Source organism: Kitasatospora sp. NPDC001261, from assembly GCF_042896795.1.
Classification (GTDB): Bacteria; Actinomycetota; Actinomycetes; order Streptomycetales; family Streptomycetaceae; genus Kitasatospora.
Map to the genome: position 1 here is coordinate 66,791 of NZ_JBIAXP010000042.1, position 13,175 is coordinate 79,965.

A 13,175-nucleotide genomic window follows, 5' to 3' on the forward strand; every position below is an offset into this window, starting at 1 on the left:
GGGTGTCACGCGTACCAGGTGGGGCGGGGGACTTCGCCGTGCAGGAGGTGGCGCCCCACCACGCGGGCGCGCCCCGGGTCGTCCTCGTGCACCCGCCGCGCCCGGGTGTCCCGCCAGTAGCGGTCCAGCCCGGCCGCGGCCTCGGCGCCGCCGGGGCAGGCCGCCCCGAGCACGCCGGCGGTGACCGCGTCGGCGGCCGCGCCGGCCTGCGCGGCCAGCGCCGCGACCCGGACGGCGTGCCGGCCGCGCTCCTCCTCGGTCACCGTGCGGCGCCGGGCGTGCAGGGCGTCCGCCTCGGCGCCGACGGCGTCGGCGAACGCCTCCACCGCCCACAGCGCGGAGGCCAGGGCGCCGTAGTGCCGGGCCGCGTCCGCGGCGGCGGCCTCGGTCAGCGGCGCCTGCGACCACTGCTCGCGGGCGTGCCGGGCGGCGGCGTCCAGCGCGCCCCGGGCCGCGCCGATCAGCGCGTTGGCCTGGGCGAGCTGGAAGGCCGGGGTGAGGAAGGTGTTGTAGACCCGGGGCACGAAGGTCTTGTCGACGTGGCCGAGCGCCCCGGTCCACGGGATGTTCGCGCCGTCGGCGACCACCGTCCCGGCGGCCAGCGACCGCAGCCCGAACTCCTCGGCGCCGGGCTCGAAGGACAGCCCCAGGTGGTCGCTCATCGCGAGCGCGCTGATCGGGGTGTCGCCGTCCTCCAGGAAGCCCTCCAGGATGGTGATGTCCGACACCGGGTGGCCCAGGACGCGCTCCAGCCGCCCGTGGAACAGCATCTCGCGGCCGGTGTCCTGGATCACCAGGGGCGCCGAGCGGGGCTTCGAGGACCCGCTGTAGAACCACCGGGCCCGGGCCGACACCTCGGCGATGTGCTGGATCTTCTCGTCGGTGCCGATGAACTCGGCGATCGACACCCACACGTAGTGGTGGGCCAGCAGCTCGCCCACCGAGGCGTCGGCCGCCGCGACGGTGCGCACCACCCGGAACGCGGTGGACCAGTCCTGGCCGGCCCCGCCGTACTCGACCGGCCCCAGCAGGGTCACCAGGCCGGACTCCTTCAGCAGCCGGATCTCCCGCACCGGCGGGGTGCCCTCGCGGTCGCGCCGGGCGGCGCCGGGCGCCAGCAGCGCCGCGACCTCCTCGGCCCGCCGCAGCCACGCCTCGGCGGCCTCGGGGACGGCGTCCGTCGTCGTGTCAGTCATGTCTCCCACTTCGTGACGTGCTCGCCGTCCTGCCCGGCGACGTGTTCGGTGTCCTGCTCGGTGTTCTGCTCCGGGGCCTGCTGCGGGTCCTGCCGGGGGTCGTCGCGGCCGGTGACGTCGGCGCCGTGCGTCCTGCCCGAGCCGTCCGTACTGCCCGTACTGCCCGCACTGCCCGCGCCGTCCGCACCGTCCGAGCCGGGCAGCCGCAGGACGGCGTCCAGCAGGGCCCGGGTGTACGGGTGAGCGGGGGCCTCGAAGATCCGCTCGGTCTCGCCCTCCTCGACGACCGACCCGCCGCGCATGATCAGCACCCGGTCGGCGACCTGCCGCACCACGGCCAGGTCGTGGGTGATGAACAGCAGGGCGATGCCCCGCTCGCGCCGCAGCCGGTCCAGCAGCTCCAGCACCTGCGCCTGCACCGAGACGTCCAGCGCCGAGACCGGCTCGTCGCAGACCAGCACCTGCGGACGGCCCGCCAGCGCCCGGGCGATGGCCACCCGCTGGCGCTGACCGCCGGACAGCTGGTGCGGCCGGCGGGAGAGCAGCTCGGCCGGCAGGCCGACCTGGTCGAGGAGTTCCGCGCACCGCCGGGCCCGCTCGGCGCGCCGCAGTCCCGGCAGCGCCTCGCCGATGATCCGCGCCACGGTGAACCGGGGGTCCGCCGAGGCGTACGGGTCCTGCTGGACGAACTGGATCGCCGAGCGCGAGGCCCGGCGCCGCCGCTCCGGCAGCGCCGACCAGGGCCGCCCGTGCAGCAGCACCTCCCCGGCGTCGGGACGGGACAGACCCATCGCGACCCGCGCCAGCGTGGTCTTGCCCGAGCCGGACTCGCCGACCACGCCCAGCGCCTCGCCCGCCCGCAGGGTGAACCCGACCTCGTCGAGGGCCCTCGGCCCGCCCGGGGCGAAGGACTTGACCAGCCCGCGCCCGGTCAGCACCGGGGCCGCCTCCTCGGCGTCCGGTGCCTCGGCCGGGGCCGGGGCCGGGGCCGGGGCCTGGGCGGGACGGGCCGGCGGGCGGCCCGAGGGCACCGCGTCCAGCAGCATCCGGGTGTACGGGTGCTCCGGGGCGGACAGCACCCGGCCGGTCGGCCCGCTCTCCACCACCTCGCCCCGCCGCAGCACCAGCACCCGGTCCGCCAACTGCGCCACCACCGCCAGGTCGTGACTGACCAGCAGCAGTCCCCGGCCCTCGTCCTTGAGCCGGCCGAGCAGCGCCAGGATCTGCGCCTGGACGATCGCGTCCAGCGCCGTGGTCGGCTCGTCGGCGATCAGCAGCGGGGCGTCGGCGGCCAGCGCGGAGGCGATCAGCGTGCGCTGGCGCAGCCCGCCGGAGAGCTGGTGCGGGTACTGGGTGCGCCGGGCCTCCGGCTCCGGCACGCCCACCGCCGTGAGCAGTTCCACCACCCGGGCGCCGACGTCCGGGCCGGCGGTGCCGCCGAGACGGGCCGCCTCGGCGATCTCGGCGCCGACGGTGCGCAGCGGGTCCAGCGCGGTCAGCGCGTCCTGGAAGACCACGGCGACCCGCCGGCCGCGCACCGCGCGCCACTGCCGTTCGCCGAAGCCGGCGGTGTCCGCCCCGGCGACCTCCAGGGTCCGGGCGGAGACCCGGGCCCTGGCGCCCGCCAGCCCGATGAGGGAACGCGAGGTGACGGACTTGCCCGAGCCGGACTCGCCGACCAGCGCCACGCACTCCCCGGGGCCGATGGCCAGTGACACCCCGTCCACGGCGGGCCGCGGCGCGCCGGGGAACGACACCCGCAGCCCCTCCACCCGCACGAGCGGGCCCGGCACCGGCGCACCGGTGTCCCCGGCCGTCGCCTCCGCACCGGTCGCTTCCGTTGTCGTCGTCATCGCACCGCCCTCAGCTGCAGCGAACGGCCGATCAGCGTGGTGCAGACCACCACGACCGAGACGGCCAGGCCGGGTGAGATCGAGATCCACCAGGCCGTCTGGAGGAAGTCCTTGCCGTCGGCGACCATCGAGCCCCAGTCCGCCTCCGGCGGGACGGGGCCCAGGCCGAGCAGGCTGAGCCCGGAGCCCGAGATGATGGCCGAGCCCAGCCCGATGGAGGCCAGCACCACCAGCGGGCCCCCGACGTTCGGCAGCACGTGCCGCAGCACCGACCGCCAGGCCGGCACCCCCAGCACCCGCGCCGCCTCCACGTACTCCGAGCGCAGCACCAGCCGTGCCTGGCCGCGCACCAGCCGGGCGTAGTGGGGCACCCCGGCGATGCCGATGGCGATCGCCACGTTGACCGTGCCGCCGCCCAGAACCGCCACCACCACCAGCGCGAGCAGCAGTTCGGGGAAGCCCAGCAGCACGTCCACCACCCGCATCAGGACGAAGTCGACGCGCCGTCCGCCGCAGCCGGCGACCAGGCCGAGCAGCGCGCCGCCGCCCACCCCGATCAGCGTCGCGCCGACCGCGATCAGCAGCGACAGCCGGGTGCCGTGCACCAGCCGCGACCAGACGTCCCGGCCGAGCTGGTCGGTGCCCAGCCAGTGCTCGGCACCGGGCGGGCGCAGCGCCGCCGCGACGTCCGTCGCCGCGGGGGAGTGGGTGGCGAACACCCCGGGGAAGGCCAGGACGAGCGCCACCGCGGCCAGCAGGACCAGCGGCGCCAGGCGGGCGGGCGAGCGCAGCAGCGCGCCCCGGCGGGCGGCGGCCCCGGCCGGCCGGTCGAGGAGGGCGGTCACGGTGCTCATGCCGCTCCTCCCTCGCGCAGCCGGGGGTCGATCAGCGGGTGGAGCACGTCCACCAGGGTGTTGATGACCACGAACGCCGCGCTGGAGATGACCACCAGGGCGCTGACCACCGGCAGGTCGCGCGAGCCGACCGCGTTGGCCAGCACCCGGCCCAGGCCGGGCCGGGTGAAGATGTTCTCCACCAGCACCGCGCCGCCGAACAGGCTGCCCAGCACGAAGCCGGCCAGCGTGGTCAGCGGCAGCAGCGCGTGCCGCAGGGTGTGCCGCAGCAGCACCGCCGTCGCGCCCAGGCCGCGCGAGCGCGCGGTCAGCACGAACGGGCGGCCGTCGGCGCTCTCCAGCTCCTGGCGGATCACCTGGGCGAGCACCCCGGCCAGCGGCAGCGCCAGCGCCAGCGTCGGCAGCACCAGCGCCGCCGGCCCGTCCGCCCCGATCGAGGGCAGCGCGTGCAGCCGGTAGGAGAACACCGTCAGCAGGATGATGCCCAGCCAGAACGACGGCATCGACACCATCAGCAGCTCGGCGACACCGGCGGCAGCGCGCACCGCCCGGCCCCGGCCGGCCGTCAGGGTGGCCGCCAGCACCGCCAGCACCAGCGCGGTGACCAGCGCGGACACCGCCAGCTCGACGGTCGGGCCGAGCTGGCTGCCGAGCAGCCGCTCGATCGGCTCGTTGAGCTGGTACGACCAGCCGAGGCCGCCGCTCGCCAACCGGGCGAGCTGGCGGCCGTACTGGACGAGCAGCGGGTCGTTCAGGCCGTTCTCGGCGATCACCTGGTCACGCAGGGCCGGGGTGCCGGCGGCGCCCGGCCCGATCAGTCCGTCCACGATGTCGCCGGGGGCGAGGTGGAGGGCGAAGAACGTCACCGTGAGCGTCCCCCACACCACCACCAGCCCCGCCGCGAGCCGCCGGGCGACGAACCTGGCCCAGGGCGGCACGTGCCGGACACTGTTCGACACCTCAGGCCACCCCGATGCCGTAGAAGTCGGTGTTGGCGTCGACGTCCAGGACCAGCCCGTTCACCTTGCCGTGCCGGGCGACGTCCATGGTGGCGATGTAGGCCGGGAAGGAGTAAGCCTGCTCGACGATCTTCCGCTGGACCCTGCGGTACAGCTCGGCGCGCCGCTCGGCGTCCACGGTCGCCTCGGCCTCGTCCAGCCAGCCGTCGATCTCGGCGTCCTTGACCCGGCTGCCGTTCGCCCCGCCGCCCCCGAACTGGGACTTGGAGTGGTAGAGGCTGCCCAGCAGGACCGGGTCGGAGCCCTGCCAGGCGAAGGCGAACACGTCGTAGTCGCCCTTGCCGGTGCGTCCGATGGAGCCCGCGGAGTCCAGCGGCACCAGCTTCAGCTCGATGCCGACCTGCTTCAGCGCGTCCTGCACGCCCACGTCGAAGGTGTGGTTCTGGGCCGAGACGAAGGTCTGCACGTACGGCTGCTCGGCGCTGAGGCGCTTGCCGTCCCTGGTGCGGTAGCCGTCGGCGTCCCGCCCGGTCCAGCCGGCCTCGTCCAGCAGCTTCTCCGCCTTCTCCTTGCTGTACTCCCAGGCCGGCTTGGCGAACGAAGGCTCGGCGCCGGGGGTGGAGGGCGCCAGCGGCCCCCAGGCCTGCTCGTACTCGCCCTGGAAGACGCCCTTGACGATCCCGGCGAAGTCGATGGCGTGCCGGACGGCCTGCCGGGTGCGCGGGTCGTCGAACGGCGCGCGGGCGGTGTTGAGGTAGTAGGTGTAGGGGACGCCGGGGACCGCCTTGCGGACCACCTCGACGCCGTTGCGGCCGCGCAGGCCGGCCAGCCGGTTGGCGGGGATCAGCTCGGCGGCGTCGACCTGACCGGACGTCAGGGCGCCGACCCGGGAGGCGTCCTCCTTCAGCAGCAGCACGACGATGCTCTCCAGCTTCGCCGGCCCCTGGTGGGCGGCGGTCGGCGGGGCCCAGCCGTAGTCGGAGCGGCGCTTGAACACCGCCTGCTGACCCGGCGTCACCGACTCGAAGGTGAACGGGCCGGTGCCGACGACGAACGCGCCGCCGGAGGAGAGGTCGCCCGCGTGGTCGCGCAGCGCGACGGGGGAGTGGAAGCCGAGGAAGGTGCTCCCCGCCGAGTTGAGGAACGAGGCGTGGGGGGCCGTCAGGTGCACGGCCACCGTGCGCGGGTCGACCACCTCGGTCTCCTTGTAGGGGCCGAGCAGGCCGGCCGCCCGCTTGGACGCCGTCTTCGCCGCCGTGACGTGCTCGAAGTTCGCCTTCACCGCCGCCGCGTCGAACGGGGTGCCGTCGCTGAAGGTCACGCCGGTGCGCAGGGTGAAGGTGTAGGTGAGGCCGTCGGGCGAGACCGTCCACGACTCGGCCAGCCACGGCTTGACGGTCCCGTCCGGAGCGATCGCGACCAGCGACTCCAGCACCGGGCGCAGCAGCCGCCCGGTGACGGCGGTGGACGCGGCGTGCGGGTCCCAGCTGTCGGGTTCGACGGCGGCGCCGTAGCGCAGGGTGCCGCCGCCGGCGCTCTTCGCGGAGGGCGGGGCGGAGGAGTCGGAGCAGGCCGTGAGGACGGCGGGGCCGATGACGGCGGCGGCGGTCAGGGTGACCGGGAGACGGAGGAAACGGCGTCTGGTGTACATGGGTTCTTTCTCGATCCTGCGCGAGGCGGGGAACGGTGGGCGGCGTGAGGCCCGCCCACCCCGCGGGGGAGACGCTGATGGACCCGGCCGCGGACGATGCGACGAGTCTGCTGGCTCCGTCCGGATCCGACCCCCCTGACCGTCCCCCTAAGCGGGCCCTTTCCCGGGGCCCGCGGGTTTCGCGGCGGGATCCTCGTGGGTGTGCTCGGCCGGTGTCTCGGCCGGCGTGTTCCGACGCGGTGTTCCGACGCGGTGTTCCGACGTGGTGCTCCGACGTGGTGCCGAGTGCGGTGCGGCCCCGGCGGCGGTACGCGCCGTCGGGGTGGTGCGGCCGTTCCGGGAGGCCCTCCAGAACGGCCGCGCGGGGACCGTCAAACGTGCGGTACGGGGGTGTCCGCAGACTTGAGGTCCGACTCGGGGGCGCTCTCGGCGCCGTCCGCGGGGCTGCGCAGGACGAAGGCGGCCACCAGGACGCCGACCGCCACGAACAGGGCGCTGAGCCCGTAGGAGAGGTGGAAGCCGCCGGTGAGCGCCGCCACCTTGCTGTCGCCCTCGCCGAGCAGAGTCGCGGTGCGGGAGGCGGCCACCGTGGCGAGCACGGCGGTGCCGATCGAGGCGCCGACCTGCTGGGTGGTGTTCACCAGGCCGGAGGCGATGCCGGCGTCGTTGGGCGAGGTGACCGACATGGCCTGGCCGATCAGCGCCGGCATGGCCGCGCCGAAGCCGAGGCCGAGCAGCACGAACGGCGGCACGATGTCGGCGAGGAAGCTGCCGTCGCTCGGCACCCGGGCCAGCAGCGCGAGCGCCGCGGCCACCAGCAGCAGGCCGACGACCAGCACCCGGCGGGGCCCGAACTTCTGGTTCAGCTTGACCGCGAAGCCCAGCGAGACGATCGCGATGGTGACCGGCGCGGGCAGGAAGGCGAGCCCGGTCTTCAGCGCGTCATAGCCCAGGACGTTCTGGAAGTACAGCGCGGTGCAGAACTGGTAACCGAACAGGCCGGCGACCATCAGGACCATGATGCCGTTGGCGCCGGAGACCGCCCGGGAGCGGAAGATGTGCAGCGGCAGCAGCGGCTTGGCCGCGTACGCCTGGCGGACCACGAAACCGACCAGCAGCACCAGCGAGCCGGCCAGCAGGCCCAGCGTGCGGGCGTCGCCCCAGGTGTACTCCTCGGCCTTGATGATCGTGTAGACCAGCAGCATCAGACCGCCGGTGGCGAGCACCGAACCGATCAGGTCGGCGCCCTCGCGCAGCCCCGCTCCCTTCCCGCCGGGCACCACGCTCTGCGTCAGCACGAGCGCCACCAGGCCGATCGGCACGTTGACGTAGAACACCCACGGCCAGCTGAAGCTCTGCGTCAGCACGCCGCCCAGGATCAGGCCCAGCGAGGCGCCGGCCGCGGAGACGAACGCGTACGCCGCCAGTGCCTTGGCGCGCTCGCCGGCGTCGGGGAACAGGGTGATGATCATGCCCAGGACGACGGCCGAGGCGAGCGCCCCGCCGACCCCCTGGACGAACCGGAACACCACCAGCGCCGTCGAGGAGGAGGACAGGCCGCAGGCCAGCGAGGCCACCGTGAACAGGCCCAGGCCCGCGCTGAAGACGCGCTTGCCGCCCAGCAGGTCGCCCAGCCGGCCGGAGAGCAGCAGCAGCCCGGCGAAGGCGATGAGGTAGGCGTTGACCACCCAGGCCAGGCCGGACTGGGTGAAGCCGAGGTCGGTCTGGATGGTCGGGAGGGCGACGGTCACGATCGAACCGTCGAGGATGATCATCAGGTTGCCGGTGCAGAGGAGCCCCAGTGCCAACCAGCGTGACCTGGAAGGCTGGAGGGACGGCGGGGCTTGCGTGGTCATCGGAGCAGTCCTTCGGGGGAATGGCCCGGGAGGGGCGCCCGGTGGCGCCCGCGCTCCCTGAGGGCACTTCTTGTTACAGCGACCATCATGTGTGACCATCAAGTCCACCGTAAGGAGGCACTTTCATGTTCCTGGGGAACAACGATGTGATCGAGGACATCGACGAGACCGGCGGCCTCGACGACCCGGCCCCCGCCCGCGAGGCGTGCACCGTCCTGGAGGCGCTCAACCGGATCAGCGGCAAGTGGGCGATCGGGATCCTGCTCAACCTCAGCCACGGCCCGGTCCGCTTCACCGAACTCGAACGGTCCGTACCCGGAATCAGCCGCCGCATGCTCACCCTGACACTGCGGAACCTCGAACGCGACGGACTGATCGAACGCACCGTCTACGCGACCGTGCCGCCCAAGGTGGAGTACCGCGGCACCGAGATGGCCGCCGAACTCTACGCCTCCCTCAAGGGCCTCACCGCCTGGGCGGAACGCCACCGCGACGCCATCGCCCTCTCGCGCGACTCCTACGACCGGGAGCAACTGGCGGCAGGCACCGGGGAACTCTGAGGCCAGGCCCTCCGCTATGCGAAGGGCGAGCCCGTCATCATGCTCGACGGGCTCGCCCGGGTACTGCACGTCGACCGGCAGGAGGCGGCCCGCCGGGTCCTGACCCCAGCCGTTCGGCGCGGCGGCGCCCGAAGAACTGCCGGATGAAGCAAGGACGTTGGTGGCAAGCAGGGCTCGGCCTGACCGCCAGGATCCCGGGCTACGTCAGCTTGTAGGCCATCTCGGCGAGCTCGAGTGCCTGGCGGAGCGTGTTCTCGTCCGTGATCTGCACGCTCACCCGGTAGGCCCGGTGGCCTTTGGGGACGAGATAGGCGTCCGGCGCGATGCCGTGAAGGGTCGCGGCGTCGCTGTCGTAGTTGAGCCGCAGGTTGACCACGCCGGTGTCGGCGTAGACGTACGCGAACCCGCCGAGCTGGCTTCCCTGCCGTCGCAGGCGCAGGTAGTCGCTGTAGTCGAGGGGTTCTCCCTCCTGGTGGGTCTTCCGCTTGACCCCGTGCAGCGCGGCGTTGGGCCACGACGTCGTCTCCTCGAGGAACGAGACGAACTGCTCCGCGGCGGGGTTCCGGGTCAGCATCTTCCTCACCTCCGCCTGGCCCTCGGCCGCGAGGCCGGGAATCGGCAGCGACTGCCGGCTGCCCCCGACCGCCGCGTCCTCCCCTGCGGTGGCACGGCTGGCAGGTGTCGGGCCCACTCCCATCGCGGCGATGAGCTGCCTTCCCACGTCGGACGCGTCCAGCTCTTCTGCCGTGCCCTCCACCTGGATGAACGTGACCTTCACTTCAACCCCTCCCTGAGTTGCATCGGTACATGGAAAGTAGCATCAACTCCCAATGCATGAAATGTACTTAGGAGGCCCTGGGGCGGGAGGTGCCGGGTGCCGGAATGGGTCTTCGTCGCGCGCCCGAGGCTCCGGACCAAACCGTCCGTTCCATGAGAGCCTCCAGCCACGCGACGACCGAGGCCGGTTCGCGTACGGGAGGGCGTCGCCGAGTACGTCTCCTACACCTACCGCGGCGGGGCCGGCCCCGCGGATCCGGCCGGTCGGGTGCCGTCCGGGGCGCGGCGGATCAGCCCTTCCCGGTCCTCAACCGTCTCGTCATGAAGCCCACATGCCTTCTGCTGGGCCTGTCGGTTGTGCATCCTCGCTTCGATTGTCACGCCGGAGAGGAGTTTCAGATGAGCCGACCCGGCCAGGGCCGCCTTGCGCTGACACACCACGCCTGATCATCCCTTCTGGAGGGACGATCAGGCGTCAGCGGGGATCGACTCGGCAGCATGCCTGGTCAGACCGTCGACGTGGAGTAGCTCGTGAGAGCCTCGCGCCCGTCCCGTGAGTTGCCGTCCTGTGACTCTCGCCCGTTTGAGGCAACTCCGAAGGCTGCTTCAGCTGTGTGCTGTTCTGGGGATGTGATGTCCGAACGGGTTTCCTGCGGGTGGGACCGGGTCCGGCGGGGAGGCTTCGAGTACCGCCCGGGCATCGGCGAGGGCGGCCTCCAGCTGGTCGCGGAGGGGCTCGGGGAGGGTGGCGGAGCCGAGCGCGCAGGCGGCGAGGGTCTGTGCGAGTTCGGCTGTCCGGCCGGGTCCGAGGCGGTCACGGACACCGGGGTGGGTGAGGAGGTCGCGCAGTGCGTAGCCGTCGCCCGTTTCACCCGCTCGGTGGGAGAGCTGCTCGATCAGGTCTCGGGAGGCGGGGGTGTCCGGGCCGGCGGTGTCGATCGCGGTCAGGGCGAGGCGGGTGGTGAAGACGGCCAGGCCCTCATCGGGTTCGAGGGCGAGGCAGTGGTCGATCGCGGTTTCGGCGGCGGGCCGGTCGCCGGGGCGGCACAGGGTGGTGAGGACGGCGGTGACGGCGTTCTCCCAGGGCGCGCCCGGCTCGGTGTCGGCCAGCAGGGCGAGGGCGCCGGGGAGGTCGCTGGCGGTGGCGTGGGCGAGGACGGCGACCTGGCGGCCGTCGAGGATGAGCCGGCCGATGCCGCGGTGCTGCTCGATGTGGCGCAGGGCGGCCGTCCAGCGGCCGGCGGTGGTGAGGGCGCGGGTGCCGTCGGCGATGAGGACGCGCCACAGCCACCGGCGGACTTCGTGGCGCTGTTGGTCGGTCTCGGTGAGGCGAGCGGGGATGGTGATGCCGTCGAGGGTGGTCTCGGTGGCGGTGGTGACGGCGTGGTAGAGGTCGAGGAGGAGCTGGTGGCCGTGCTGGTGGTGGCCGGCGCGGATGTGGAGGCGGGCGAGGTTGACGACGGGTTCGAGGCCGTGGATGGCGCTGGTCGTGGGGAGCGGGCCGCGGGTGAGGTGGAGGGCGGCGTGGCGGTGGCAGAGTTCGCGGGCGTAGCCGGGCAGGGCGAGGTCGGAGGCGAGGAGGGCCGCCTGGTTGAAGACGGCGGAGGCGAGGCTGGGATCCCCCTGCCGGGAGGCTGTGTCGGCCAGCTCGGTGAGCCGGCCGACACGGGTGTCGAGGGGCAGGCACGCGGGCCGGTGGCGGGCGACCAGCGGGAAGCGCCGGGCGATCGGTCCGGTCGGGTGCATGCGGGCTACTCCCAGATGACGGTGATCGGGTGGTGGGGGCGGTCCAGGAAGAAGCGGCCGGCGTTCGGGTCCGCGGTGGCGGGGGTGTCGGGGAGTTCGAAGCGCAGGGGTCGGCTGCGGAAACCGGTGTTCCAGGTGCGGATCTGCTCGGCGACGAGGTCGGCGAGGGCGGCGCCCGTCGGGCCGTGGCCGATGACGCCGGTCTCGTAGGTCTTGCGGCCGTCGGGGTCGGGTGGGCCGGGGCGCAGGGTGAGGTAGGCGAGGGAACCGGCGTCCGCCGTGGCCATGGCGCCCCAGCCGAACATCGGGTTCACGCCGCGTTCGCGGGCGGTGCCGGTGACGCCCATCCGCATCAGGGAGTTGGGGAGGGTGAGGGCGAGCCACAGGTCCTGGTACTCGTAGGTGGTGCCGGCCGGGATGGTGACGCCGGTCCAGACGTCGTGGCGCTCGGTATCGAGGATGCCAAGCAGCAGGTCGGCGTCGACCGCGTCGGTCTGGTCCTTGTGGACCTGGAGGGTGACGTCGCCGTGGTGGGTGAGGGTGACGGTGCGGCGGGCGTCGTCCATGCTGCCGCGCAGCGGCATGAAGACGGCGAGCTGGTCGTCGACCGACACCCAGCCGTTCTCTCCGCGCTCGAAGGCGATGGTGCGCGAGGCGGTGCCGCGTAGGCGCAGCGGCAGGACGATCCGCCCGGTGGGCTTGACCTGTCGGAGCCAGGCGGTGGGCATCTCGTTGCTGCTCACCGTGGCGATCAGTCGGTCGAACGGGGCGGCGTCGGGGTGGCCGAGGGCGCCGTCGCCGAGGACCACGTCGGCGTTGGTGATCCCGGCGTCCGCGAGGTGCTTGCGGGCGCCGTCGACGAGGTCGTCGTCCACGTCGACGGCGACCACGTGTCCGTCGGGGCCGACGATTGTGGCCAGGTAGGCGGCGTTGACGCCGGTCCCGGCCCCGGCCTCGAAGACGCGCTGGCCGGGCCGGGCGTCGAGCTGCTCCAGCATCAGGGCGACGATGGCGGGCTGGGAGGCGGCGCTGATCCGGGTGCCGGACCCGTCGGTCTTGGTGTAGGTGGGGTTGTCGGCATAGGCGGCCTCCAGAGGGAAGCCGGGCAGGAAGTGCTCGCGGGGAACGGTGCGGAAGGCACGCTCCACCGAGGTGCTGGTGATGTGCTTCTGGGCGAGCAGACGGTCGGTAAGGCTGTTGCGCAGCTGCTCCGCGGAGGTGGCGGCGCTGTTGCTGAGAGTAGTCACGTCGGCGACCCTAGTGGTTGTGCGGATGGTGGGCTGCGAGGGCGTGGGGCCCTCGCCGGAATGGAAGACGGTTTCCAACGCGCGTGCAGCAGTGGCGGATTGGTGCTCGACCGGCAGGCCGGCGCGGTTGGCGTGGAAGATCATCAGGTGGGTGAGGACGGCGCGTAGCCCGCGGGTGAGGCGGCCGTCGCGCGCCAGGCGGATGAGGTCCTGTCCGGCCTTCTCGAAGGCGTCGACCCAGTCGGATTGGCCGGCGAGCGGTTCACCAGGGTGGGTGAGTCGGCGGGTGTCGAGGGTCATCAGGCGGCGCATCGCGGCGGTCAGGGGGGCTGCCAGTACGGGTGCGAGGGCGGGCGGCTCGGGTCGCAGTTCGGCGAACTTGGCCCAGACGTCGTCGGGTAGCGGGGACGCATTGCTGCGTCCCCGCCCCCTCAGAACCGGCCGTGCCCGTTTCCGGGCAACCGGCTCAAGCAAGC

Annotated in this window: 10 protein-coding genes; 1 reads left to right on the top strand and 9 read right to left on the bottom strand. The window is 73.4% G+C overall.

Annotated features, from left to right (window positions below; genetic code table 11):
* Positions 1 to 5 precede the first annotated feature (5 nt).
* From ACFY4B_RS39290 to ACFY4B_RS39315, 6 genes are all read right to left on the bottom strand, one after another.
* On the bottom strand, positions 6 to 1,196 hold the full coding sequence (locus tag ACFY4B_RS39290) for an acyl-CoA dehydrogenase family protein (protein ID WP_074003436.1): 1,191 nt from the start codon (positions 1,194 to 1,196) through the stop codon (positions 6 to 8).
* Positions 1,193 to 3,049 carry a dipeptide ABC transporter ATP-binding protein gene (locus ACFY4B_RS39295; protein WP_387976116.1) on the bottom strand — a complete coding sequence of 619 codons (1,857 nt, stop codon included), beginning with the start codon at positions 3,047 to 3,049 and terminating at the stop codon, positions 1,193 to 1,195. The genes ACFY4B_RS39290 and ACFY4B_RS39295 overlap by 4 nt, the downstream gene beginning before the upstream one ends.
* Positions 3,046 to 3,903 carry an ABC transporter permease gene (locus ACFY4B_RS39300; protein ID WP_387976119.1) on the bottom strand — a complete coding sequence of 286 codons (858 nt, stop codon included), beginning with the start codon at positions 3,901 to 3,903 and terminating at the stop codon, positions 3,046 to 3,048. Before ACFY4B_RS39300 ends, ACFY4B_RS39295 begins: the two co-directional genes overlap by 4 nt.
* Positions 3,900 to 4,862 (bottom strand): ABC transporter permease, encoded by a 963-nt coding sequence (locus ACFY4B_RS39305; protein WP_387976121.1) that lies wholly within the window; start codon positions 4,860 to 4,862, stop codon positions 3,900 to 3,902. The genes ACFY4B_RS39300 and ACFY4B_RS39305 overlap by 4 nt, the downstream gene beginning before the upstream one ends.
* Before the next feature lies 1 nt (position 4,863).
* Entirely contained in the window at positions 4,864 to 6,513 is a 1,650-nt protein-coding gene (locus tag ACFY4B_RS39310) for an ABC transporter substrate-binding protein (RefSeq protein WP_387976124.1), read from the bottom strand.
* Positions 6,514 to 6,884: 371 nt separating this feature from the next.
* Entirely contained in the window at positions 6,885 to 8,369 is a 1,485-nt protein-coding gene (locus tag ACFY4B_RS39315; protein ID WP_074003432.1) for an MFS transporter, read from the bottom strand.
* Positions 8,370 to 8,494: 125 nt separating this feature from the next.
* Between ACFY4B_RS39315 and ACFY4B_RS39320 the strand changes: the two genes are divergently transcribed.
* The gene (locus tag ACFY4B_RS39320; RefSeq protein WP_117486369.1) at positions 8,495 to 8,929 is read left to right on the top strand and encodes a helix-turn-helix domain-containing protein; all 435 of its coding nucleotides are present in this window, start codon (positions 8,495 to 8,497) and stop codon (positions 8,927 to 8,929) included.
* 199 nt (positions 8,930 to 9,128) lie between these two features.
* Here ACFY4B_RS39320 and ACFY4B_RS39325 read toward each other — a convergent pair whose 3' ends face one another.
* The 3 genes from ACFY4B_RS39325 to fxlM all read right to left on the bottom strand — a co-directional run.
* Positions 9,129 to 9,707 (bottom strand): hypothetical protein, encoded by a 579-nt coding sequence (locus ACFY4B_RS39325; protein ID WP_387976128.1) that lies wholly within the window; start codon positions 9,705 to 9,707, stop codon positions 9,129 to 9,131.
* A gap of 605 nt (positions 9,708 to 10,312) precedes the next feature.
* On the bottom strand, positions 10,313 to 11,452 hold the full coding sequence (locus ACFY4B_RS39330) for a hypothetical protein (RefSeq protein WP_387976131.1): 1,140 nt from the start codon (positions 11,450 to 11,452) through the stop codon (positions 10,313 to 10,315).
* Positions 11,453 to 11,457: 5 nt separating this feature from the next.
* On the bottom strand, positions 11,458 to 13,175 hold a 1,718-nt coding region (gene fxlM / locus ACFY4B_RS39335), incomplete at its 5' end, for a methyltransferase, FxLD system (RefSeq protein WP_387976134.1).

What these genes read in the sequence shown, in the direction of transcription:
- ACFY4B_RS39320 (WP_117486369.1), top strand. Translation starts at nt 8,495, where the DNA reads ATGTTCCTGGGGAACAACGATGTGATCGAGGACATCGACGAGACCGGC.
- ACFY4B_RS39295 (WP_387976116.1), bottom strand. Translation starts at nt 3,049, where the DNA reads ATGACGACGACAACGGAAGCGACCGGTGCGGAGGCGACGGCCGGGGAC.
- ACFY4B_RS39330 (WP_387976131.1), bottom strand. Translation starts at nt 11,452, where the DNA reads ATGCACCCGACCGGACCGATCGCCCGGCGCTTCCCGCTGGTCGCCCGC.
- ACFY4B_RS39310 (WP_387976124.1), bottom strand. Translation starts at nt 6,513, where the DNA reads ATGTACACCAGACGCCGTTTCCTCCGTCTCCCGGTCACCCTGACCGCC.
- ACFY4B_RS39315 (WP_074003432.1), bottom strand. Translation starts at nt 8,369, where the DNA reads ATGACCACGCAAGCCCCGCCGTCCCTCCAGCCTTCCAGGTCACGCTGG.
- ACFY4B_RS39300 (WP_387976119.1), bottom strand. Translation starts at nt 3,903, where the DNA reads ATGAGCACCGTGACCGCCCTCCTCGACCGGCCGGCCGGGGCCGCCGCC.
- ACFY4B_RS39290 (WP_074003436.1), bottom strand. Translation starts at nt 1,196, where the DNA reads ATGACTGACACGACGACGGACGCCGTCCCCGAGGCCGCCGAGGCGTGG.